Genomic DNA, 24,509 nt, shown 5'->3' with positions numbered 1-24,509 from the left:
ATTATTTAATTGTAATTTCTTCAGCTCTAATGCTAAATGGAACAAGTTCTTCCACTGTATTTACACGAACACTTTTACCATCATTGCTGTATTGGTATACTTTAGCATCTAAAGGCATGAATTCAGTCATAACTTGTCTGCATCCTGCACAAGGGCTAATAATTTCATTTTTACCACTAATAATGTGGATTTCTTTGAATTGTCCAACTTTTCCACCGTATGCTACTGAACCAAACATAGCGCTTCTTTCAGCACATAACCCTGATGGATATGCTGCGTTTTCAACATTAACACCGTAGAATTCTTTTCCGTCTTTATCAATTAAAATTGCAGCTACTGGAAATTTTGAGTATGGTGCATATGAGTATTTTAATAAGTCTCTTAATTTTTCAAAAGTCATAATTTTCTCCTAAATTATTTATTTAAAGTATTAAATGAGCATATTATCCTTACTTTACTCGCCTTTAACCGAGATGCTCTTTTTTATAATTGTACTCCTTAGAATTTATTTTTATTCACTTTCACGTGTAATTTTTAAAGGATCAAAAATCTTATCAACGATTGCGTTCATTTCTTTACGTTCATCTTCTTCTTCGTGGTCATATCCCATTAAGTGAACTAATCCATGTGTAAATAAGTAGCAAAACTCTCTACGAACTGAATGTCCAAATTCTGCTGCTTGTTGTTCAACTTTTTCTCAGCAAATTACTAATTCACCTACATGGATAAATGGTAATTCATCTTCGAAATCTACATCACCAAAATCGAAAGATAAAATGTCTGTAACATAATCTTTATCACGGTATTCGTAGTTAAGTTCTCTGATCTTTTTAGGTGAAACAATTTCTACATCAAGTAATACAGGTTTATTAATCCCGAAATACTTTTTCATATTAGAAACAATTTGTTCCATTTCCTCTTTATAAATAATTGCTTTTTTAATTCTTGTTTTAACACTAATAATATCTTTAGCGTTTTTAAATGGTACTGATATATTAAACATAAAATAATTATATTATTTTATTTTAAACACTGAAAATATAATCAAATAATGTTATATCAGCAGTTTTAACACTTATAGGTAGTTCTAAAATGTTATGACGCTCCAAAAAATACTTCAAAGCTTCACTTTCTATATAAGGAGAATTACCCTCTTGTCCACTAATATGTACTTGATAACTGTGAATTAAGCCTTCATGAGTAAAGTTAATATTTAGATTAGTAGTTTTGAGTTCTTCGGGCTTAATATTTTTAATAAAAATATAATCTCCTTCATATTTTAATACCCCTTGCTTATAGTTCTCTAGCTTAACTGAAGCAAATAAATATAAAATGATTCCAAACACAAAAATAAGCATAAATAAAGCAAACATTTCAATTCAATAATTACGCAGATATTGTTTCAAGATTAATTACCTCGCTTTTTTCAAATACATATTTATTGTTGTGACTAATTTCAACCACAATTGAATTTTTTAATACCATTTGCAGTTTGTTTTTTAGAATATTAAAAGTATATAAATCTAAGTTTTCAAATGCTTCATCTAAAATAATCACATCGTATTCAACTAAAAATAAACTTAACAGAGAAATAAATTGTCTTTGACCTGATGATAAGTTACTTAAAAATAAATTGCTGCTTAGTGAAATATTTAGATGCTTTAAGCATTCATTTAACTCTAGCGTATTGATAAAATCATAAAATTGTTCAATATTACTAATGCATAAGAAATCTAACACACTAATATTTAATTGATTACTTTTTCCAATATAAGCAACTTTTTGTTTATAGGTTTTATCTAAAAATGGATCAATTTTTTTATCATTAATTAAGATTTCTCCACTATCAGCTTGTAAATATCCTGCAAGTATACCTCCTAGCGTGCTTTTACCGCAACCATTACTTCCAGTTAAGTGTACTTTGTTTGCAATTGTAATTCTAGGAACATTCAACGCTTTATTTAATTTGGACGCAGTATATGAATAAGAAAGAGTATTTATTTTAATGTTTTGAATTTTGCAGCTTATTTGTTGGCTTCAAAGTATTTCTTCACTATCTAAATTAAAAATTTTAAGTAACGTTTTTGATTTTTGATATTCATGTAGTGAACTAAGCAACGGAATAATATTTTTTATTGGTTTAGTGAAAAGCGAAGCTCCAGTAAGGAAGAAAATTAAATTAATGGTGCTTAAAGAATTATTTCAAACTTGATATGAACCAACAATTAGCACACATAAAGGAGCAATAATATCCAGCGTTTGTGCAAAAGAGGAAATCACAATATTTTTGCTTTTAAAGTTCAAAATTTCATTATGGATGTCTTCATAATTATGAATTAAATCCTTAATTAATTTTTCTTCTAAATAAATGTTGGTAAAGTTATTTGCATTTCAAAAAAAGTTTTCAAATGAATTATCTGTAACTAAACCTTTTTGCATTAAAATTGGGAGCTTTTTATCATAAATACTTTTGTTAATAAATGAAACAATTAATGTAATAGCTGAGTAAACTAAAACAATAATCATTAAGTAAAGATTAATTTTTCAAAGGAGAATAAAAGACAACAAGAAAGTTATTAACATTGAAAGTATTTCTGGTAAAAAGGTGATTTCAAAATTAATAATATTATCAAAAGCATTAATCCGATTTTTCATCTCTAGCACATTTAATTTATTAATCCGTTTTTGATTTTTTATTTTTAAATCTTTCAGGAAGTTAAATAAGATATTTTCCTTCCGCCTAATGAAAATAGTTGAAATAATTTTCTCGCTTAAGCTTTTTAAGGTGAAATTTAGCAGAATTAAGAAGACAAAAATTACACCTAAATACAACAAGTGAATATTTAATTTATTAGGAATAACTTTTTCTAAAATAATCTTATTAAAATAAGGTATTGAAAATAAAATTAATGTTTCACAAATAAGAACTATGAAGTAAAACAAACTGAATTTATCAAAATGCATTAATCCATTACTTGCTTTAGTTTTGTTTGCAAATACATTTGTTTCCTTTTTACTAAATTTAATTAGTAAACTTAAAAAGACTTCATCAAATTCTTTTTTAGAATATTTTAAATTTCCTCTAGCTGGATCATAAATAATTACAGCATTATTAGTTATTTTCTTTATTACTACCATATGGGTGTTTTCGTTATTTTTAATAATGCAGCCAATTGGAAAAATATCCTTATCAAGTTGATAAAGTTCTTGAGGTTGACAATTGAAAACTTCTATTTGTATCCCATAATTTAAGCATAAAAACTCAAAATCTGGAATAGCAATTCCGTTTTCACTATATTTAGCATTTAGCTTTAATTCATTTATATCAACTGCATTAATATGATACTTATCATAAAATCATTTAAGCACATATAATGAGCAATCTCTAATATCAAATTGTTTTCTCTTCATATTATATAAATGGATTTTTTGCAAGTTGAACAGAAAATGAACAAAACCCCCATTTTCTTATATAATTAATATAAGAAAGAGAAAGGAGTTTTACTTATGGATAACAAAAAAGTAGTTGCACTTGCAAGTGACCATGCAGGTTTCAAACTTAAAGATGAATTAGCACAATACTTAAAAACTAAAGGTTTTGATGTTGTTGACTTAGGGCCTTCTACAGATGCTGTTTCTGTTTCTTATGCTTTAATGGGAAAAGAACTTGCTAACTATGTAGATGAAGCTAAACCAACATTTGGTATCGGAGTTTGTGGAACAGGTTTAGGAATTTCATACGCTTTAAACAGACACAAACACATTAGAGCTGCTAGAGTTACTTCAGTTGAAGATGCACATTTAGCAAAACAACACAATAATGCTAATGTATTAGTATTCGGTGGACGTCAAGTTTCATTAGATCAAGCTAAAGCTATGGTTGATGAATACTTAGCAACACAATACGAAGGTGGACGTCACCAAGCAAGAATTGATGAATTGGATGAATAAAATATGGCTGATAAAATTTTAAACGAAGAAAAAGAAGTTAAAGAATTAGATGCTGTTTGACACGTATCTCAACACCCAGATGGATGAAAAGTTATTAGACAAGGTGGAACAAAAGCTATCAAAACATTTGATACTCAAAAAGAAGCTATCGAATATGCAAAACAACTTGCAAAAAACAATGAAGGTAGAATTCTTATCCACGGTCGTAATGGAAAAATCCGTGACGGAAAAAACTTTCAAGAAAAATAAAATAACGCTAATGCGTTATTTTTATTTAGATAAAATTTAAATATGAATAAAAAGAAGCTTAATTTAAAAAATATTTTAATCTTTATTATCCAGCTTTTAATTCTTTGCGGGATTATTGCAGGGATTGTAATGTTATTTCTCAATGTAAACAAATTGTTTGCATACTTATTTTTACTTTTACTTTATATCTTAAACGTTATTTTTGTTTTTATTATTTACCATCAAAGTCGGGAACATGAATCTAAATTCAGTTGAATTTATTTAGTATTACTACTTCCATTCATTGGACATGCAGCCTTTATTGGATATGGTTTAATATTCAGAAATAAATATGAAATAAAAATCAATAAGTTACCTCAGTATAATATTAAAACTTACCAAAACTATTTAAATCTACCAAGTAGTGATGTAAATCACAATTTAAAACACATGGAAAACATTAATCAAAACTTGATTTTACCAGCTAATTTTGAATTCTTTTCAGAAGGCTACCGCTTCTATGATGATTTATTTAATGCCCTAAAAAATGCTACTAAAAACATTTATATAGTTACTTACATTATTAAGAAAGCTGAAATTACTCAAGAATTCTTAGACATCTTGCAAAAGAAAGCTGATGCAGGTGTTAAAATCAAATGATTAATTGATGATTTTGGTGCAATGCCTTCGCAAAAAAGAAATCTTAAAAAACTGAATAAACATCCAAACATTGAAATCAAATTAATTGGAAAAATTTATTATCCTTTTATTAATGCAGCTAGCTTTTCACGTAACCACCAAAAATTTATTATTATTGATAATGATGTGGTGTTTTCAGGTGGAAATAATATTTCAGATGAATATGCTTCAATGTCTAAAAAATATGGTCACTGAATTGATTTAAACTACCGTATTTCAGGACCATACATTAATTCATATATTATTCATTTTATTAAGTTTTGAAAAATTATCGCTCGTAAGGATATCGAGATACTTCCTTCACTTTATATTCCAAAACCTGATATGACTTATAATAATTCAGCCTTACTAGTGACTGATTCACCTTCATATGATTATTCAGAAGCTGAATTATTCTTCCTTAAAATGATTCCAAATGCAAAAGAAAGCATTCAAATAGCTACTCCATACTTTTCAATTACTCGTGCGCTAGAAAAACAAATTATACTTGCATTAAAAAGCGGGGTAAAAGTTACAATCTTTTTCCCTGGACTACCTGATAAAAAATTAGTTTATAAAATCGGCTTATATCAATTAAGTAAACTAATGGAATATGGATTGGAAGTTAAAATTTATCAAGACCACTTCATTCATACTAAGGCCGGATTAATCGATAATAAGCATGGATGGGTTGGAACAAACAATTGAGATTCTCGCAGTATGTTTTCTCAATATGAAACAATGGATGTTTTTACTGGTCCAGCTGTTGATAAACTATCAGAAATTTTCCAAAATTATGAAAATCAGTCTGAAAATGTGGAAAATCTTCCACAAATTCACAAAAAACTCAATCTAATTGAAAAATTTCTGTACGATATCATAAAACCACTGATATAATAATAGAGTATTTCAATAAATAGAATTATAAAAAACAATATAATGCCTAGGAGGAAAATCTATGAAAGAATTTTCATGTAAGATTGTTGATCCAATTGGATTACACGCTAGACCAGCAACATTAATAGTATCAACTGCTACAAAATTTAAATCAGACTCAAAATTAATTTACAATGGTAGAGAAGCAAACTTAAAATCTATTATGAACATTATGGCCTTAGGTGTTAAACATGGAGCTGAAATTACAGTTAAAGTTTCTGGTGAAGATGAAACAGAAGCTGCTAAAGCAATTCAATCAGCACTAGAAGCAAACGGATTAATATAATAAATCACCACAAGGTGATTTTATTTTACCCCTAAAAATAAGTAATAAAAAAGACATGCTTAGCATGTCATATGGTGCCCGAGACAGGACTCGAACCTGCATGGATCGCTCCACTAGATCCTTAGTCTAGCGTGTCTACCAATTTCACCACTCGGGCAGATATGTTTATATTATATAGTAATTTTGTATTTTTAAAACTAAAAAATGTTTGCTAAAAAGTAAAAATTTCTTTAATTAGTTTTATTAAACTTTATTAAAAAAGCATCAAATATCTTAATCAACACATTCAAAAGGTTTCTTTGAAAGATTTTGAAATTTTTAGCATTTTAAAATAAAGCAAAATAGCAATGTGGAAAGTTTCCACATTTTGTTTTTCAGAGCTAAAAATCAATTAAATTTTGCTGAAAAAATCTTGCTTGGATAAATATTTTTTTCTAACTCTTTTTAAGTTTATTGAGTAAAATACTTATATGGGATTTTTTAGTAAATTAAAAGAAAAAGTTTTTACAAGAAAAAAAGATGTAGAAACAATTAATAAAGAACTTGATGAAAAAGAAAAGAAAGAAATTTTAAATTCAGAAAAATTTAAAAAGTATGAATCTGGACTTAATTCTGCTTCATCATTTGGAAAGAAACTGCTTGAAATTCAAAACCGTCATGTACAACTTGATGAAGATTTTTTTGATGAATTTGAAGAATTACTTATTATGTCAGATATTAATGCTTCACTTGTTGATGTTATGGTTGAAAAAATTAAACAAGAAGTTAGAACAAATAACATTGATGATCCAAAATTAATTGGTGAATTAGTTGCTGATATTATGTTTTCAATTTATGCTAATAACTCAATTGTTAATACTAATTTAAACTTTGAAGACGGTAGATTAAATGTCTTTATTTTTGTTGGAGTTAATGGTTCAGGAAAAACTACTTCAATCGCTAAAATAGCTAATAAATACATTAAAGAAGGCAAAAAAGTTTTAATTGCTGCTGCTGATACTTTTAGAGCAGGAGCTGTAAATCAACTTGGTGTTTGAGCCGATAGAATTGGAGCTGCTATTATTAAACCAGATAAAGAAGGTGCTGATCCATCTTCAGTTGTTTATAAAGCTATGGATAAGGCAGTAAATGAAAAATATGACCTTTTAATTATCGATACAGCTGGTAGATTACAAAATAAGGTTAACCTTATGAAGGAACTTGAAAAAATGATTGGAGTAATTCAAAAATTCGAACCTTCTGCACCACATGAATCACTTCTTGTACTAGATGCAACTACAGGTCAAAATGGACTTTCACAAGCTAAAAACTTTAAGGAAATAGCTAATTTAACAGGTATTATTTTAACCAAGATGGATGGTACATCTAAAGGTGGAATAGTGCTTTCAATCAAGGACGAATATGATATTGATGTTAAATATGTTGGGTTAGGTGAGCAACTTGATGACTTGCAAGAATTTGATCTTGAATTATTCATTTACCAAATGACTAAGGATTTAATCAATGAATAATAAATCAATCGAAAATATTGAAAAATATACTGAATTATTTGATAAGTATGGGAAATTGCTTACTCACAATCAACAACAAGTTTTTCAGTTATATTATGAACAAGATTTATCATATGCTGAAGTCGCTGAAATACTTGCAACAACACGTTCAGCCGCTTATGATACTTTAAATAAAGCAATTAAAAACTTGCTTAAATACGAAAAACAATTAGGATAAGGCACTGCCTTATTTTTTGTATAAAATTTCTCTTGTCTAAACTTCTATGAATGCTACAATATTTGTGTAATTATTGTTGATTACTATTGAACGAGTACGGATGTAAAATCTTAATGAAGAAGCCCTTATGGAAGCATTAAGATAAGTCTATTGTACTTGCTTAGGGAAAATGCACTTGGATAAATGAATACAATTCAGATAAAGACATACATACTAGTTGTTTGAATAGTGATTTATCAAAAGGTATGTAATTGAGTTCATTTTAATCTACTGAAAAGTAGATTTTTTTATTCCGTTTTACTAAAAGTAAATCAAAAAGCTGCAACCTACCGTAATAGTGGGTTAACAGCTTTATAATTAGAATTTTATTTTTTCATCCAATCTCATCTATTGACATAAAAGTGTTTGAAGAATTTTTTTCATCTTTTATTTGTTTCAATAGAAAAAGGATAATTTTCAATTTTTCTGCAATCTTTGTAGAAAAATTGAAATCCTCATGTTATTTCACGAATTGCATGATAAACAGCAAATATGCTAAGAAATAATAAAACTACAGCAATTACTATTAAATATATTTTTTGTAAATAAACTATAGATAAAACTAAAAAAGCAATTATAGCTCCAAATGTTAACACGCTTAATATTGTTGTTCATAAAATAATCCAATATTTATGCTTTTTAAGTAATTTGTTTTCCTTGTCCATTTTGCCTCTAATTATTATTAACATATTTTATTTATAAAAACATTAATAATTATGCAATATGTGAGTACACACATCTAATAGCAATATTATTTATTCATTAATTCTTCTTGTTTATCTTTAGTAATTGCATCAATCTTAGCAATTTCTTTATCAACTTCTTTTTGTACAGCATCTAAATAGCTTTTTTGAACATCTTCTGATAATTCTTCGTCATTTTTGATTGCTTTATTAACATCTTGACGAGCATTTCTTACGCCAACTTTAGCAGCTTCTGTAAGTTTTGCAAGTGACTTAGTCATCTCTTTACGTCTTTCAGTTGTAAGAGGTGGGAATGTAAGTCTAATTTGACTCCCTTCATCAACAGGTAAGATACCTAAATTAGCTTTTTCAAGTGCTTTATTGATTTCTCTAATTGAAGTTACATCATATGGTTTGATAAGTAATTGTTGAGGTTCAGGAACACTGATGTTTGCTAATTCTTCAAGTGGTGTTAAAGTGTCATAGTAATTAACTCTAACTCCCTTAATAATTTGTGGATTAGCTCTTCCTGTAGAAATTTTAGATAATTCAAAACGGTAGTGAGATACTGCTTTATCACATCTTTCTTCAAGATCCATTAAGTACATTTCTAATTCCATTATTTAGTTACCTCCGTATGAGTAATTGTTCCTTCTAAAGCTCTAAGAAGTGAGTTTTCTTCTAATAAGTTAAAAACAATTAAATTGATATTGTTGTCTCTCGCCATACTTGTTGCTGTTAAATCCATAACTTGTAATTTCTTTTCAAGGATTTCATCATATGTAATATGGTCATATCTTTTTGCTTCTGGGTTTTTCTTAGGATCTGAATCATAAACTCCATCAGTTCCATTTTTACCCATTAAAATTACTTCTGCTCCGATTTCTGAAGCATATAAAGTTGCTGCTGTATCTGTTGTGAAAAATGGTCTACCAGTTCCACCAACAAAAATAACTACTTCACCTTGTTCTAAGTATCTTAGTGTTTTTTCGTTTACATAGTTTTCAGCAACTCTTTGGTCAATGTTAAGTGAACTTTGAACTCTTGCTTTAAGTCCTACATGTTCAAATCCACTACATAATGCAAGCCCATTCATAATTGTAGCAAGCATCCCAATGTAATCTGCTCTATTACGGTTAATACCATTTTTTTCAGCTGAAGCTCCACGTCAGAAGTTACCACCTCCAATAACGATTGAAACTTCCACGCCTTGTTTAACAACTTCTTTAAGTTGGTGAGCTATGTTTGATACTAAATCATAATCAATAGCTAAATGTTTTTCTTTATTTGCAAAACCTTCACCAGAAAGCTTTATCAGTATTCTTTTGTATTTAATCATTGTAACCCCTAGTTTTAATTTCTTATATTTTATATTAAAAATTTAAGATTAATAAGCTATTGAGAATTTTTTTATAGCTTATTGTAGTGCTAAATGAATTTATTACACTATAAAGAAGTATCTTATTTACTTAATTTAGTACTTTAGAGCATTTTTAGTAGCAAATTTAGACTAAATTGCCTTAAAATTAATGAAAAATGGAAATTATACATGGACAACTTATTTGGACTCCCCTCCTTATAAATTGTCTATTTTTTTGATTAAGAATTTAAAGCATAAAATTGATTAGGAGTTAATCATCCTAAATTAGATTGAATTCTTTCCGAATTATAATATTCAATAAAATCTTTGATAATTACTAATAATTCATCATATGAAGTTGTGTTGTAATTAACAAAATTTAAACATTCAGATTTTAAAATCGAGAAGAAATATTCTGCTTCTCTATTGTCTAGAGAATTGCCTACTCTACTCATCGATATAGTCCCGTTTTTAGAATTAATTAATTCAATATACTCTTTTGAAGTGTATTGATAACCGTGATTTGAGTGAATTATTCATGGTGAATCAAATTCTAATTCTTTTATATGCGAAATAACAAGTTCAGTATCATTTCTGGTTGAGACATTATAATTTAACACTCTTTTTGTTTTATGATTTATTGCGACTGATAAAAATAAGTGATTTAATACATATTTTAAATCGTAAGGAACTTTTAGGTATGTAACATCTGTTGCTACAATATTTCTATTTTCTTTATCGTTATAATCTCTTTTAACTATGTTGTCACATTGTGCAGAAGTATTTTTAATTTCTCTTTCTTTTTGTTTTTGTCTAACTCTACATTTAAGGCCTATTTGTTTCATTCTTCTTCCTATTGTTCTAGAAGAAATCTTAATACCGTATTCTTTTTCTAATACAGCAGAAATTCTAGCTCTTCCAAAATTTCTTTTGTGCTTGTAAAACACTTCTTTAATTTCATTTTCATATTCAATTTCTTTATCTGAATTTTTAGAAGTTTTTTGGCTTAATAAATTAAATAAAGTGCTTCTAGACATGTTAAAAGATTTAGCTATTTCAGCTTTACTTGATTTAATATTTTTGATTTTGTTCAAATCTTCTTCAGGAATATCTTTGACAATTTCTCCATATTTTTGTCAAATTTCTAGTATTGTAACCATATCGTCTTTTGAAATCTTGTTTCAATTAACTTTTGTATTTTTTCTTTTTCTTCCACGTTTATCTTTTGATAATTTGTAAACTACTTCTTTATTCATATTATGTAAATTATAATGTTTTATAAATTCAATAATTTCCATTAATTGATTTTTTGGTAGTTGAATATTTGTGGCTATTTCAAATAAATTTATGAATTTTTCATAAGGAAATTTATTTCTTTCTATAGTGAGAATACAATTGAATAATCTTTCCATTAATGATTTATTCAAAACAATTTGCTCTTTTATCATAACTTTTACAGTCTAAATAAAGTGTCCTAGTTTAAAATATGGAACAAAATGTGGAACAGCAATAAGATTATTTCATTTTTTATGAAAATGTTTATAATATATAAACAATTATGGAATATTACCATATTACAATATTCAAAACTAAATAATTCTTATTGAAAGGACTCAATATGACAGAACAAAAAGAAAGATACTTGTTTGCTATCGACTTAGATGGTACAACATTACAATCTAGTGCAACAGGAGCTATCCACGATAGAACTGTTTCAGCAATTAAAAGAGCTACAGAAGAAGGACACGTTGTATGTATTTTAACAGGTAGACCATGAAGAAGTACTAAATTCATTTATGACACTTTAGGTCTTGATACAATCGTTTCTAACTTCAACGGAGCTCACATTCACCACCCATATAATCAAGAATTTATTCCTTACATTAAATATTTAAACCTTAATGAAGCTTTATATATTTTAGGTGACCCTCATGTACAAAAAGAGGTTACTAATATTGCTATTGAAGGACCTGACTGGGTTCAATTACAACATAGAGATGAAGAACTTGAAAAAGTATTCGGATTTAAATCAAGTTCAAAACTTCGTGTTGGATTAGACTACCACAAATTACCTTTAATGCCTACAGGAGTAATATTTGACGTTAAGCCAACAACTGATGTTGAATACTTAAGAAGATACTTAAAAGCACGTTACGGAGATTTAGCTGAATTCTCATACTGATCAAAAGGTGAAGGACTTACACCAGTATTTGATATTACAAACACACAAGCTAACAAAGGTAAAGCTCTTAGCTTACTGATCCGTTACTACGATGTTAAAATTGAAAACACTATTGCTTTAGGTGATGGATTTAATGATGTGCCTATGTTTAAAATTGCTAACGTTTCAGTAGCTATGGCTAACGCTACAAAAGATGTTAAGAAATATGCATCAATTAAAGTTTCAAAAACAAACAAAGAAGGTGGAGTCGGAGACTACATTCACAAATTCTTAGACAATCCTAAAGCTGAAATTGAAAAATCAAATGCAAGAAAAAGAAAAATTCAAGCAGTTGAGGAAGAATAATGCGTTTTATAGATGATATGAATAAAATTGATTTAGTCAACCGAGAAGTTATCGGAGTTGATGAAACTGGAGTTGGAGATTATTTTACTCCATTAGTAGCTTGTGCCGCTTATGTACCTACTAATTTAGAAAAACAAGTGCTTAATTTAGGCGTAAAAGATTCTAAAAAAATCACAGATAAAAAAATCTGTGAAATAGCGCCTAAATTAATGAGGCTGATTCCTTATTCAGTTTATACACTTTCACAAGCTGGATTTAATAAATTAAGTGCAAGATACAATAACAATGAACTCAAGTTTTTTGCACATGCTTGTGCTTTATCAAACTTTAAGCAAAATAAATCACAATTTAATCCAGATTTAATTGTGATTGATAAATACTCAACAACTAATTCAATCTTAAAATATCATTCTAAATTTTTTGAAAATAACTGAGCTAATATAGCTGAATATGATTTGCAAACATTATTAGTAGAAAAAGCAGAAGATTTACATGTTTCTGTAGCTTGCGCTTCAATCATTGCTCGTTATACCTTATTGCAATATATGCAAAAGCAAAATCAAGAGTGAAATTTCCATTTTTCACTTGGAGCAAGTGCTAAAGTAAAAGAACAAGTTAAAGAATTTGTTGCTTTACATGGTGAAAAATCACTTCCAAATGTTTGCAAAATGAATTTCAAACTTTCTAAATAATCACATCTAGTGATTATTTTTTATATTTTGTAAATTTAATAAAAAAACAATATAAAATAAAAATAATAGGAGGAAATAATGAACAAAAAAATTGATATCAAAATAAGAAATATTAACGAACTTGAAATTGAATTACTTGCAAATGCTACTGCTGGTGATTATATTTCACTTGCTGATTTAGATTCTAAAACAATGACTGTTTTATTTGAAAAATACAAGGAAAGTCAACCTGAATTTACAGATAAAATTAAGGAAAAAGCTATTGCAGAATATAAAGAAAAACTCACTACACAACCTGAAGTTTTAGAGTTACTTAAGAAACAAAAAGATTCTTTTGAAAAAGTATTGCAAGAAGTTAAAAAAGAAAAAGATGACTTCTCAAGTCAAATTAAAACTCTTAATGAGCAAATGAAGTTTTTTGAGGAAAATAAACAAAAAGAAATTGATTCTGAAGTAAAAAATAAAGAAGCTGACTTTAAATTAAATTACTATAAACTTCAAACTGAATTAAATGAGTTAAAGCAAAACAAAGAAAAAGATATTAAAAACGAATTATTAAAAGCTCAATTAGAATTTGAACAACAAAAGCAAAAATTACAAGAAACAATTGTACAAGAAACTAAAAAACAAGTTAAACAAGAAGAGGAAGAAAAACTTCGTTTAGCTTTACAACCTTTAGAAGAAAAAATATCAAAATACAAAGAAGAAACCGAAAGATTAACTGAATTAAATAATCAATTAACACAAGCTAAATACCAACGTTCTACTAAAGAAATTGGTGAGGATTTTGAAAAATCTATTATGGATACTTTAAATGAATTATATGGTTATAACCCTTATATTAAGTTTTATAAAACCACTGTAGCTTTAGATGAAAATGGTAAAAGCACCACTGAAAAAGATAAAGGAACAAAACCTGATTTCAAAATTGATTTCTTTAGTCCTGATCCTGAATTTGAAAATAAAATTATTGGAAGCATTGTAATCGAAGCTAAAGATCAAGCATCAGCCGGTGGTACACAAAAGAACTCTTCATTTTATAAAAAACTTAATACAGATAGAGTTAATTTCAAAGCTGATGTTGCTTTCTTAGTTACAACATTAGAACCTAATGAAACATACTTGGTAAAAAATGTTCCAGATTATGAAAACTTAATCCAAATGCGTTTTGAAGCGCTTCCTCAAATGATTAATATTTGACAAAGACTTTTTATTGAAAAAGCTAAATTAACCAGAATGGATATTCAAATCGAAGATAAGAAAAAGCTTATTGAAAAATTTGATGAGTTTAGAACTGATTTACAAAAGAATATTAATTCAATTGATAAAGCAACAGAAGACATGATTAAAGAAATTGAAAAGATGGAAACTGCAACCGGAAAGCTTAGAACATATGTAGAAAAAACTATTAAAAGCAGATTTAACGCTTTCGTTAATAAGTTCAAGAAATTCTCTTTACTTAAAGAATTAGATAAAGTAGATGATGCGGTATTTTTAGATAATAATAAAGTTTCTACAAAACAAATTGAAAATATTCAAGATGCAGAAGTCGAAGAAGAAATTGCAGACATTCAAGAAGATTAAATTCAAAAACATCAGAAGCCAATCTGATGTTTTTAAATTCTATTTCTTATATTTATTAACCTTAACTCTTTTGATTTTAGGAATATTTAAAACTAAAGTAAATTCACCTTTAATTGAATCCATTGCCGTAAATTGTTCATAAAGTTCTTGTGCATTACCATAATATCAAGTTTCATGCATTTTAGTGAGTTCTTTAGCTAAACATAATTTAGCTTTATCTTCAAACACTGTTGCTATATCTTGCAATGTTGAAAGCATTTTATGTGGTGATACATAAAAGATATAAGTCCCTATTTCTAGTGCTGAAAGTTGATTAATTCTTTGCTGACTTTTGTCTTTAATAAATCCTAAGAACGTGAATTCATTAGAAAAGTTTGAACCAACAAAAGCTGTTATTGCAGCATTTACTCCAGGAATAATTTCAACTTGAATTCCGTTTTCTCTGGCTTGAGAAATAACTTCAAATCCAGGATCTGATACTACCGGCATTCCAGCATCAGAAACTAAAGCAATATCTTTACCACTATTAATAAGCTCTAAAATTCCTTTTGATGAACTTTTTTCAGTAAAGTTATTATATGTAATTAATCTTTTATTTGTGATTTCGTATTTTTCTAGTAACTTGTGAGTTACTCTAGTATCTTCACATGCTATGATTTCAACTTCTTTAAGTGTTCTAAGAGCTCTTAAAGTTATATCTTCTAGGTTTCCTATTGGTGTTCCAACTATGTATAATTTAGCCATAATACTCCATTAATTTGATTAATAAAATTTCCTTATGTAATTCAAATATCCCTTGACGCAAGAGTTTTTCTTCAAAATCATTAATATCTAAAATTAAATTAAAAATTCTTGGACAACATTTAATTCAATCTTCTCTCAATTGTTTAATTTCTTGTGTTTCAGATTCATTTAATCCTATATCTTGTGAAAATCTTCCTAAAAGTAATTCTTTAATAAAATTAAGAATTAATTCATTACTTGTTGAATTTTCTTTATTTAAATTTGCATCTAAAAAATCAAATAAGCCTACAGCATTGGTAAAAGAGGATTTAATTGCATTTTTTAGCATTTGTATCAAATTACTAAATTCATCAAAATTATCAACAATTTGACTTGGTTCTTTAAATAAATAAGCAAGTATTTTTCCATTTGTGCTGTTTGCGATATCATTAGGTAATTCAGACAAAATCTCTACTTGACTTTTTGGCTGAACCCTAATTAATTGAGCACGGGAAATAATAGTATCTAAAACTATGTTTAAATTGTTTGAAGTTAGGATAATAATTAAATTATCACTCGGATCTTCAATTGACTTTAAAATTGCGTTTAAAGCATTGATTGAGGCGTTTTCGATATTTTTAATAATTAAAATATCGTGTTTAAAAACATTTTGAGTCACACTTTTAAATGAAAAGTGGTAAAAAGCATTTTCAAAATCTTCTTTAGTTAATTTATCAACTTCTCCACTAATTAAAACTACATTAGGGGTTAAGTTTTCTAAAGTCACAACATCACTAGTATTATTAATAGCATTAATTAAATTAATTAAGTCGCTATCAAAATTGTAATTTTTATCACTATATAATAAAAATAAATGATTTAACTTACCTTTTAAAGCTAAATCATTTATATTATTTAATATTTTACTAGTAAGCATATGATTTTAGGTAAGCGATAAATTTAGGATGTTGATGTAATTTTGCAATAATATCTTGAAGCACACCATCTTCGCTTTGTGTTGCATCAATAATCATGAAACGTTTTGGGTCTTCTTCAATTAATGATAAGTATCCTTTGTAAACCAATTGGTGGAATTCTAGTTTTTCTTGTTCCATTCTATCTTCAACAAGACGTGTGCTTTCGCGTCTTTCTTTAGCTTGTTCTGGTGTTAAGTTTAAAAATACTGTAATATCAGGCATTGTGTTTTCGATAACAATGTTTGTAATTCCTTTTGCAAAAGCCATTCCTAATTCACGTGCAAATCCTTGGTATGCATAAAAACTATCAACGAATCTATCACATACTACTAAATGGTTTTGTTTTAATTCTGGTCAAATTACTTTTTCTAAGTGAATTCTACGGCTTGTTGTGTATAATAAAGCCTCAGCAACAGGAGAAAGGTCAGAAGCCTTATCTAAGATAATTTCTCTGATTTTTTCAGCCTCTCTGATGTTTCTTCCACCAGGTTCTCTGGTTCATGTAATTGGTAAATTAGGATACATTTCACCTAATTTAGCTACTAATTTTTGTGTTAAAGTTGTTTTTCCTGACCCATCTAGGCCTTCAAATGATATAAACATAAGCCGCTCCTTGTTATTTTCGTCTGTTATTAAGCGAAAATTTTAATGTAATTTCATCCATATAATCCAATGAAGAACCCAGTGGGATTCCGATTGCTAATCTTGTTACATTTACATTGGCGTTGGATAATTCTATTTTTAAAATTTGATTAGTTATTTCACCTTTTAGTGTTGGCGAAATCGCTAAAATGGTTTCATTAAAAGAACGAGAGTACTTAATTAAGTCATCTAGTTCTTTTTGATATTTCATTACATCAGTTTCCTTTTCAATCATAAAAGGTAAGATGTAATATTTTCCTTTATAAAAACCTGCTGTTTCGATTTTTTGAATAGTTTGTAAGTTCTCCACAATCATTAAAATATTATCTCTATTTTCATCATGACAAATATTGCATTTATTTTCTTGCATAATGTTGCTGCAAATTGGACAAAATTGTGTTTGTTGCTTGATTTCAGTAATCAAAGTACTGAATTCATTTACTTCTTCACTTGAACTTTCAAGTATTCAATAAATCATTTTTTCAGCTTGCTTCTTTGAAATTCCTGGGATTTTTTTAGACTTTACAATAAAATCATTAATTTTATCAGTGTAAAACATAATTACTTTCTAAAAAGGCATTCCAGGCATAGCAGGTGCTAATTTTTGTTGTTCTTCTTTAATTAAATCAAGACCTTCATTAATTGCAATAGTTAAAAGATCTTGTAAGATATCTTTATCTTCTGGATCAACAAGTAATTCATCAATATCAATTGATACGATAGAGTTGTCTCCTTTTAAAACTACTTTAATTCCTTGTTTTTGAACAACGAACTCTTTATTTTCAAGTTCTTTTTGTTTTTGTTCTAACTCTTTTTGCATTGTCTTAATTCTTCTTAAGAAATCTGGTGACATCATGTTCATAATTTGCTCCTTAATTATTTAAATAAATTTGCACGATTAATAAATCATTCATCGTTATCTTGATATTTTAATTCAGTTAAAAATTCTGGTTCAACAATTTCAGGTAAATTACCTTGATTTTGTTTTAAGTAATTTTGTATTTCCATTATTTTACTATGTGGAATTGGATAAATGTATTTATAAGGTTCTCCAAAAGTATATACAATAAAGTTTTGTAATTCTTCAGCATCACCTTTTTTACTTAGTTCTTCTAATACTGCTTCATTATTTGAAGTAAGCACTATGAAGCGATCTGAACCAAACATAATTTTAACTTGCTTAAATAAATCTGCATAATGCTTAAATTCAGGTCTAGACTGCACAATCATATCAATGTTAGCTAAATTATCTTTAAAAGTTGCTGTGAAGTTTAAATCTTTATTAGCTTGAATTCATCTTGCATCATTAACATATTCTTCAATGCTTCTATTTCTAATAAAATCAACATATGAAGTTTGCTTATTAGCTGCTGCAAAATCATTAATTGTATCTTGTGGAATGTTTTCAATAACATTTAAATCAATTTCACGAGTTGAAATTAAGTTTTCTTTCTCACCTGTTTTAGCTTGCTGATCAACTAATTCAGAATTCACATCTTTACGATCTGCTTCTGTTTCATTATTATTTAACAAGAATTCTCTAGTTTGATTTAGCATCTCATTAACCATTGTTTTGGTTTTATTCATATCTTCAACTGCGCTTGCAAAAGATAAATCCATTTGAGATACTTCATCTTCTTCTTTAATTAATTTATCTGATAAGAAAGCATCTTGCATTGGTGCATTTAAGAAACTGTGAACTTTTTGATCAACTGCATTAATTAAATCATTATTATCATTAGATTGAATGATTTCTTCTTGCTTATTAGCTCCAAGTAATTCTTCTTCCATCGAGTGTGGTGTTGTATCAAATTTAAAACTTGAAGATACTAAGTTTAAAATACTTTCAGTAGTATGAGATTGGGATGAAGGTATAAAATCGCTTGTGTTAATTGGATTTTCTTCAACTGGGCTTTGTGTATTAAAATCACCTAAAATATCATCATTATTGATTTCAATTTCATCCTCTTGTTGTTGTGGAAATTCAATTTTAATTTCTGGTTTAACTTCAACTTTTGGTTCAACTTGATTTATAGGATTTAGCACAACATTTTCTTGCACTTTTGAAATTTCAATTGTGACTGTATTTCCTGTTTTAATAAATTCTTCTGAGATTTTTAATAATCCAAGTTGAATTATTTCAAATGGAAACGGTGATCTTTGGATTTTAATAAAGATTTCATAAAAGCTATCTGCTAGCATAAAGCACTGTTCTAAGTTAGCATGTAATAAAGCAAGTTCTTCTTTAGTGTAAACATCCAGTAAAGAATCTGATGCTGTTTTTAAATATAAAATCTTTTCTTTATTTAAAGTAATTAATGAAAGAATAAATTGTTGAGGGTCAATTCCTTTTTGTTCAAGTTGATTTAAATTGTTAATTAATTCATAAGCATTTGCGCTTAAAATTAAATTAAATATTTTAATTGTTTCTTGAGTTGATAAGATACCAAAATTTTCATATAAAGATTGTGAGGTAATTTCATTATTTCCAAAAGCAGCCGCTTGATCTGCTATTGAAAGTGCATCACGCATTCCACCACTTGAAAGTCTTGCAATTATTCTTAAAGCTTCTGGTTCAAATGTAATGTTTTCTTGTTTTAAAACATTAGCTAAATGGTGCATAATGTTTTTATCATTCATCCGGTTAAAGTTATAAGTTTGTACTCTAGAACGAATGGTAAGCGGTACTTTTTGTAAATCTGTAGTTGCAAATATGAAAATTGAATGAAGTGGAGGTTCTTCTAAAGTTTTAAGCAGTGCATTAAAAGCACTTTTAGTTAACATGTGGACTTCATCAATAATATAAATTTTATATTTTGAATTAATTGGTGCTTGTTCGATTTTTTCCTTGAGATCTCTAATTTCATCTACCCCATTATTTGAAGCAGCATCCATCTCGATAATATCAAGTGAATCATTAACATGTTGCAAGCAATAATCACAAGCTTTAGTTACATCAGTTTTATGCGAACAGTTTAAAACATTAGCAAAAATTTTAGCAATTGAAGTTTTTCCAGTTCCCTTTGGACCACAGAAAAGATAAGCATGTGAAATCTTGTTTTTTTCTAATGCATTTTGTAAAGTTTTAACAATATGTTCTTGTCCGACAACTTGTTCAAAAGTCTTCGGTCTGTATTTACGATACAATGTCTTATAACCCATTTTTCCCCTCCATAAGTTTTAATATTATAAACAATTAAAAATAAATAAATTAAATTTATTAATTTATTTACCAATATCCCTAAAAAATAGGGCTAAACGATTTTTTCCACATTTTCACAAAATTGTATAAAAAAAGCCTTATTTGGCCTTGAATTATTTAGCTTCAGCTTCTGCTTTTCTTGCAGCTCTTGCTTGTTCTTTAGCAAGTTTTTTTGTACGAGCTTCAGCACGTAATTTGTTTTTTAATCTAACTACTTTACGCATATTAAATCCTTTTCTTTAATTTCTAATAATTTATGAATTTATTTTACTATAAATGTGAAAAATATCAAATATTTTTTATTTGGGCAAAATAAATATTTTGTTTAGATATTTTTAAATAAATTATAATTATATTTAGTATTACATTTAATTTAAGGAGAATTAGAATGAAGAAAGAACAAGAAAAAATAGTAACAGAAAAAATCATTAATGAAACCTTAGATAAAATCATGGCTGACCGTTTTGGTAGATATTCAAAATACGTTATTCAACAAAGAGCACTTCCGGATGTTAGAGATGGGCTTAAACCAGTTCAAAGAAGAATCTTATATGCAATGTATGGGCTTGGGCTTTTTGCTGATAAGCAATACAAAAAATCAGCTCGGGTAGTTGGAGATGTTATTGGTAAATATCACCCACACGGTGATTCATCAGTTTATGAAGCAATGGTTAATATGTCTCAATGATGAAAAATGAATCTTCCACTTCTTGATATGCACGGGAATGTCGGTTCAATTGATAATGACCCAGCTGCTGCTATGCGTTATACTGAAGTTAGACTTTCTAAGATTTCAGAATTCATTATCGGTGATATTAAAAAAGACACTGTTAAATTTGCTCCTAACTTTGATGATTCTGAAATTGAACCTACAGTACTTCCTTCAGTATTTCCTAACTTACTAGTAAACGGTTCTATGGGGATAGCAATTGGTATGGCTACTGAAATGCCGCCACACAACTTAGGTGAAATTTTAGATGCTACTATTTATCGGATTTTAAATCCACATGCTAATTTTTATGATGTGGTTAAATTTATTAAAGGACCAGATTTTCCAACTGGTGGAGTAATCAGAGGAACTAAAGGAATTTTAGAAGCTCTTGATACTGGTAGAAATCAAAAAGATAAAATTAGACTTTTTTCTAAATACAAAATTCATTCTAATGGTAAAAATAAATTTATTGAAATTACCGAAATCCCTTATGGTGTAGTTAAATCTAAATTAGTTTTTGATATTGATACCATTATTAATAATAAAGATATTGATGGTATTTTAGAAATCAAAGACCAATCAGACCGTGAAGGAATTAATATTTTAATTACCCTTGATTTAAATGCTAGTGAAAACAGTATTTTAACTTACTTATTCCAAAAAACAGACTTACAAGTTACTTATTCATACAACAATACTTGCATCGTGCAAAACTCACCTAAAACTCTTGGTGTAGTCGGGTTAATTGATTGTTATATTAACCACTTAAAAGATGTTAAAACTAAAACTTTAATTTACGACTTAGAAAAACATAAACTTAGACTTGAAATTGTTGAAGGATTTATTAAAGTTTCAGAAATCACTGATCAAGTTATTGAAGTTATTAGAAAAACAGAAGGTTCAAAAGCTGGAGTTATTGAAAACTTAATGAATGTTTTTGGATTTAGTAAAAATCAAGCAACTGCAATTGCTGAATTAAGACTTTACCGTTTATCTAGAACTGATAAAGAAGCTTATTTAGCTGAAAAAGCAGAGTTACTTGATTTAATTGCTAAGATTAATTTATTATTAAATGACCCTAATAAATTCAATGATTATTTAATTGATCAATTATCACAATTAAAACTTTTATTCGCTACTCCTAGACGTACCGAGATAGTTGAAGAAGAATTTGACTTTAGTTATAATCAAACCGATTTAATTAAAGAAGAAATGCTTAATATCGGTATTTCTCGTGGTGGATATGTTAAAAAATTCTCACAAAGAGTGCTTGATTCTAACTCTTTAGAAACTTATAACTTAAAAGATGATGATAATTTAATTTATTTTGGACAAGTAAATTCACTTAATAATCTTTTAATTTTCACATCACTTGGAAATTATTTAATTGTTCCTGCTTATAAATTACAAGAAGCAAAATGAAAAGATTTAGGAACTCACCTTTCAAACTTTGCTGACTTCTTGCTAGCTGAAGAAGTTGTTTCTGTTTTTGAAATTAATAACTGAGATTCACTGCTTTATGTTGCACTTGGGACTAAAAATGGTTACTTCAAGAAAACATTATTACAAGATTTCTCAGTTTCAAGAATTAATAAATCATATACAGCTATTTCAATGGAAAAAGATGATAAATTGCTTAATGCAAGTATCTGTAACGGAACTAGAGATGTTATTATTCTAACTGAAAACGGTTGTGTTTCAAGATATAGCGAAAATGATTTAGCTCAATATGGACCTAAAGCTAAAGGAAATAAAGGTGTTTACTTATCATTGAATGATAAAGTTAAATACTTTACTACTGTAGATAATAATGCTTTAGTTGGATTCCTTTCAAACGATGGTCAATTACTTAAGATTAAATCTGATAAATTGCCTTTTGTGCCTAAAAACATTAAAGGAAAACAAGTCTTTAAAGATACTAATAAATTTAATATCACCAGCATTTCACAAGTTGATGATTCAACTACAATGTTGCTTCGTGATGTCTTAGAAAGAACTTTTATTGATGAAGTTAAACCTTATCCAGTTTCTTCTGAATCACCTCGGGTATATCACATTAATGTAGCAAATCCTGATAAAGCAGCATTTAACATTAAATACTTTGAACCTGATTTTAAAGCTGGAGAAATGTTATTTTCTAAAGAAAGAACTCAAGCTGAAAGTAAAACTTTAGAACAAATTAATATCTTGCAAGAATCAGCTACTGCAGCTATGAATGCTTTAATGGAAAAAATTAATAAAAGCCTTGAAGAAGACAAGAAGAAATAGATGTCATTGACATCTTTTTTTATGCAGTATTTAAATACATTGCTATATAATAAATACAATATGAAAAAACAATCATTAAATATATTATTTTTAGGGGATATTTTTGGCGAACCAGGAGTAAAAACTGTTGAAAAATTACTGCCTGATTTAATCAAACAAAACAATATTGATTTTGTTATTGCACAAGGTGAAAATGTCACAGGTAGAAAAGGACTTGATAAAAACGACTATGACAGATTAACTCAAGCCGGAGTTAATGCCTTTACAATGGGAAATCACGTTTGAGCTAACGATGATATTAAAACATTCATCGATAATAGTAATGTAATTAGACCATATAATATTGATCCTAATTATCCAGGGGAAGGTAGCAAGATATTTACTGTAAATGATTTAACCATAAGAGTTACTTCAATTATGGGGATTACTTTTAATGAACTACTCGCGCCATGGGAACAATCACAAGCTAATAACTTCTTTGATGCAATGGATCACTTAATTGAATCTGAAGCTAAAGCTGATTTTCACTTTGTAGATTTTCACGCTGAAACTACTAGTGAAAAAAATGTTTTTGCCTTGTATCTAGATGGAAAAGTAGATGCAGTGTGTGGAACTCATACTCATGTGCAAACTAATGATGCAAGAGTACTTCCAAATGGAACTTGCTTTATTTGCGATGCCGGCATGACTGGACCGATGAATTCAGCTATTGGGGCAAACTTTGACGAAGTTTATCACAAGATGAGATACAATGCTCGTGAAAGATTCAAAGTCAGCGATAACAACACACAACTAAATGGTGTAATTATTACATTCGATAAACAAAACGGTAATAATATTAAACCAATTAATATTTCTAACATTGAGGTTTAAAATGGATTTTAACAAAACACTTAAAAGAGACTTTTTAATTCATAATATTTGGTTTCCATTTTCATGATTACTTATGATAATTGGAGCAGTACTATTAATTATTGGAGTATCAGAAATAATTGATTCCGATCTTAATATAACCTTGGATTGAAAATTTTATGCAGGGCTCGGGATACTTGCACTAGGTTCATTACCTTATAGAATTTGATCTTATATTGCTGGAGTACGCTTCAGAAGTCATCTAAATAATGATTTTGCAGTTTTAGATGAATTTTCTAAAGACTTTAGCAAAGGTAAGAAATCATGATTTAATCTCTTTATCTTTATTTACTGCGGAGCATTTTTCACAGCTAAATACAAAAATTATAGAGATGCTAAAAATCAGGATATATTAGAGCAAAAATAGCTATGTGCTAGGTT

General features: G+C 28.0%; 25 protein-coding genes and 1 tRNA gene. 12 read left to right on the top strand and 14 right to left on the bottom strand.

Annotated features, from left to right (window positions below; all coding sequences use genetic code 4):
• Position 1: 1 nt before the first annotated feature.
• The 4 genes from cdd to Q8852_RS01075 all read right to left on the bottom strand — a co-directional run bounded on the left by cdd (position 2) and on the right by Q8852_RS01075 (position 3,411).
• On the bottom strand, positions 2–400 hold the full coding sequence (gene cdd / locus Q8852_RS01090; RefSeq protein ID WP_305938161.1) for a cytidine deaminase: 399 nt from the start codon (positions 398–400) through the stop codon (positions 2–4).
• 111 nt (positions 401–511) lie between these two features.
• Positions 512–1,003 (bottom strand): rRNA maturation RNase YbeY, encoded by a 492-nt coding sequence (gene ybeY, locus Q8852_RS01085; RefSeq protein WP_305938160.1) that lies wholly within the window; start codon positions 1,001–1,003, stop codon positions 512–514.
• Between the two features lie 22 nt (positions 1,004–1,025).
• On the bottom strand, positions 1,026–1,373 hold the full coding sequence (locus Q8852_RS01080) for an MAG1140 family protein (RefSeq protein ID WP_305938159.1): 348 nt from the start codon (positions 1,371–1,373) through the stop codon (positions 1,026–1,028).
• Between the two features lie 13 nt (positions 1,374–1,386).
• On the bottom strand, positions 1,387–3,411 hold the full coding sequence (locus tag Q8852_RS01075) for an Mbov_0121 family peptidase domain-containing ABC transporter (RefSeq protein ID WP_305938158.1): 2,025 nt from the start codon (positions 3,409–3,411) through the stop codon (positions 1,387–1,389).
• A 96-nt stretch (positions 3,412–3,507) separates the two neighbouring features.
• Between Q8852_RS01075 and Q8852_RS01070 the strand changes: the two genes are divergently transcribed.
• The 4 genes from Q8852_RS01070 to Q8852_RS01055 all read left to right on the top strand — a co-directional run bounded on the left by Q8852_RS01070 (position 3,508) and on the right by Q8852_RS01055 (position 6,079).
• Positions 3,508–3,951 carry an RpiB/LacA/LacB family sugar-phosphate isomerase gene (locus Q8852_RS01070; RefSeq protein ID WP_305938157.1) on the top strand — a complete coding sequence of 148 codons (444 nt, stop codon included), beginning with the start codon at positions 3,508–3,510 and terminating at the stop codon, positions 3,949–3,951.
• 3 nt (positions 3,952–3,954) lie between these two features.
• A complete protein-coding gene (locus Q8852_RS01065; protein WP_305938156.1) occupies positions 3,955–4,200 on the top strand; it encodes a DUF2188 domain-containing protein in 246 nt (81 codons plus the stop codon).
• Positions 4,201–4,242: 42 nt separating this feature from the next.
• Entirely contained in the window at positions 4,243–5,754 is a 1,512-nt protein-coding gene (locus tag Q8852_RS01060; RefSeq protein ID WP_305938155.1) for a phospholipase D-like domain-containing protein, read from the top strand.
• Between the two features lie 61 nt (positions 5,755–5,815).
• Positions 5,816–6,079, top strand: coding sequence for an HPr family phosphocarrier protein (locus Q8852_RS01055; RefSeq protein WP_305938154.1), 264 nt, complete (start codon positions 5,816–5,818; stop codon positions 6,077–6,079).
• A 72-nt stretch (positions 6,080–6,151) separates the two neighbouring features.
• On the opposite strand, the gene Q8852_RS01050 is transcribed toward Q8852_RS01055, so the two are convergent.
• Positions 6,152–6,236 (bottom strand) — tRNA-Leu (locus Q8852_RS01050).
• 313 nt (positions 6,237–6,549) lie between these two features.
• Between Q8852_RS01050 and ftsY the strand changes: the two genes are divergently transcribed.
• Both ftsY and Q8852_RS01040 read left to right on the top strand, forming a co-directional pair.
• Positions 6,550–7,590 carry a signal recognition particle-docking protein FtsY gene (gene ftsY / locus Q8852_RS01045; RefSeq protein ID WP_305938153.1) on the top strand — a complete coding sequence of 347 codons (1,041 nt, stop codon included), beginning with the start codon at positions 6,550–6,552 and terminating at the stop codon, positions 7,588–7,590.
• The gene (locus tag Q8852_RS01040; protein ID WP_305938152.1) at positions 7,583–7,807 is read left to right on the top strand and encodes a sigma factor-like helix-turn-helix DNA-binding protein; all 225 of its coding nucleotides are present in this window, start codon (positions 7,583–7,585) and stop codon (positions 7,805–7,807) included. Before ftsY ends, Q8852_RS01040 begins: the two co-directional genes overlap by 8 nt.
• A 790-nt stretch (positions 7,808–8,597) precedes the next feature.
• Here the strand turns inward: Q8852_RS01040 and frr are convergent.
• From frr to Q8852_RS01025, 3 genes are all read right to left on the bottom strand, one after another.
• Complete coding sequence (gene frr / locus Q8852_RS01035) at positions 8,598–9,149, bottom strand: ribosome recycling factor (RefSeq protein ID WP_305938151.1); 552 nt, start codon at positions 9,147–9,149, stop codon at positions 8,598–8,600.
• Positions 9,149–9,868, bottom strand: a complete 720-nt coding sequence (gene pyrH / locus Q8852_RS01030; protein ID WP_305938150.1) for a UMP kinase — start codon at positions 9,866–9,868, stop codon at positions 9,149–9,151. The genes frr and pyrH overlap by 1 nt, the downstream gene beginning before the upstream one ends.
• Before the next feature lie 260 nt (positions 9,869–10,128).
• Positions 10,129–11,337 (bottom strand): IS3 family transposase, encoded by a 1,209-nt coding sequence (locus tag Q8852_RS01025; protein ID WP_305937985.1) that lies wholly within the window; start codon positions 11,335–11,337, stop codon positions 10,129–10,131.
• 170 nt (positions 11,338–11,507) lie between these two features.
• Between Q8852_RS01025 and Q8852_RS01020 the strand changes: the two genes are divergently transcribed.
• The 3 genes from Q8852_RS01020 (at position 11,508) to Q8852_RS01010 (ending at position 14,692) form a co-directional block, all read left to right on the top strand.
• The gene (locus tag Q8852_RS01020; RefSeq protein WP_305938149.1) at positions 11,508–12,416 is read left to right on the top strand and encodes a Cof-type HAD-IIB family hydrolase; all 909 of its coding nucleotides are present in this window, start codon (positions 11,508–11,510) and stop codon (positions 12,414–12,416) included.
• On the top strand, positions 12,416–13,108 hold the full coding sequence (locus Q8852_RS01015) for a ribonuclease HIII (protein ID WP_305938148.1): 693 nt from the start codon (positions 12,416–12,418) through the stop codon (positions 13,106–13,108). The genes Q8852_RS01020 and Q8852_RS01015 overlap by 1 nt, the downstream gene beginning before the upstream one ends.
• A gap of 78 nt (positions 13,109–13,186) precedes the next feature.
• A complete protein-coding gene (locus Q8852_RS01010; protein ID WP_305938147.1) occupies positions 13,187–14,692 on the top strand; it encodes a DUF2130 domain-containing protein in 1,506 nt (501 codons plus the stop codon).
• A 39-nt stretch (positions 14,693–14,731) separates the two neighbouring features.
• Here Q8852_RS01010 and rsmI read toward each other — a convergent pair whose 3' ends face one another.
• The 6 genes from rsmI to dnaX are packed head-to-tail and all read right to left on the bottom strand — an operon-like array spanning position 14,732 to position 20,196.
• Positions 14,732–15,436, bottom strand: coding sequence for a 16S rRNA (cytidine(1402)-2'-O)-methyltransferase (rsmI, locus tag Q8852_RS01005; RefSeq protein WP_305938146.1), 705 nt, complete (start codon positions 15,434–15,436; stop codon positions 14,732–14,734).
• On the bottom strand, positions 15,429–16,352 hold the full coding sequence (locus Q8852_RS01000; RefSeq protein WP_305938145.1) for a DNA polymerase III delta subunit-related protein: 924 nt from the start codon (positions 16,350–16,352) through the stop codon (positions 15,429–15,431). Before Q8852_RS01000 ends, rsmI begins: the two co-directional genes overlap by 8 nt.
• A complete protein-coding gene (gene tmk / locus Q8852_RS00995) occupies positions 16,342–16,995 on the bottom strand; it encodes a dTMP kinase (RefSeq protein WP_305938144.1) in 654 nt (217 codons plus the stop codon). Before tmk ends, Q8852_RS01000 begins: the two co-directional genes overlap by 11 nt.
• 13 nt (positions 16,996–17,008) lie before the next feature.
• Complete coding sequence (locus Q8852_RS00990; RefSeq protein ID WP_305938143.1) at positions 17,009–17,593, bottom strand: toprim domain-containing protein; 585 nt, start codon at positions 17,591–17,593, stop codon at positions 17,009–17,011.
• Positions 17,594–17,602: 9 nt separating this feature from the next.
• Entirely contained in the window at positions 17,603–17,896 is a 294-nt protein-coding gene (locus Q8852_RS00985) for a YbaB/EbfC family nucleoid-associated protein (RefSeq protein WP_369810262.1), read from the bottom strand.
• 14 nt (positions 17,897–17,910) lie between these two features.
• Positions 17,911–20,196: a DNA polymerase III subunit gamma/tau gene (dnaX, locus tag Q8852_RS00980; protein ID WP_305938142.1), complete on the bottom strand. Its 2,286-nt coding sequence runs from the start codon at positions 20,194–20,196 to the stop codon at positions 17,911–17,913.
• Between the two features lie 428 nt (positions 20,197–20,624).
• On the opposite strand from dnaX, the gene Q8852_RS00975 reads away from it, so the two are divergent.
• The 3 genes from Q8852_RS00975 to Q8852_RS00965 are packed head-to-tail and all read left to right on the top strand — an operon-like array spanning position 20,625 to position 24,495.
• Complete coding sequence (locus Q8852_RS00975; protein WP_305938141.1) at positions 20,625–23,216, top strand: DNA topoisomerase IV subunit A; 2,592 nt, start codon at positions 20,625–20,627, stop codon at positions 23,214–23,216.
• Between the two features lie 60 nt (positions 23,217–23,276).
• Positions 23,277–24,089 carry a TIGR00282 family metallophosphoesterase gene (locus Q8852_RS00970; protein WP_305938140.1) on the top strand — a complete coding sequence of 271 codons (813 nt, stop codon included), beginning with the start codon at positions 23,277–23,279 and terminating at the stop codon, positions 24,087–24,089.
• Between the two features lies 1 nt (position 24,090).
• Positions 24,091–24,495, top strand: a complete 405-nt coding sequence (locus Q8852_RS00965) for a hypothetical protein (protein WP_305938139.1) — start codon at positions 24,091–24,093, stop codon at positions 24,493–24,495.
• The last annotated feature ends 14 nt before the right edge of the window (positions 24,496–24,509 follow it).

Source organism: Mycoplasma seminis, assembly GCF_030718845.1.
Classification (GTDB): Bacteria; Bacillota_I; Bacilli_A; order Mycoplasmatales; family Metamycoplasmataceae; genus Mycoplasmopsis; species Mycoplasmopsis seminis.
The sequence above is the reverse complement of the archived record's forward strand: the minus strand, read 5'-3'. Positions and strand labels throughout refer to the sequence as shown.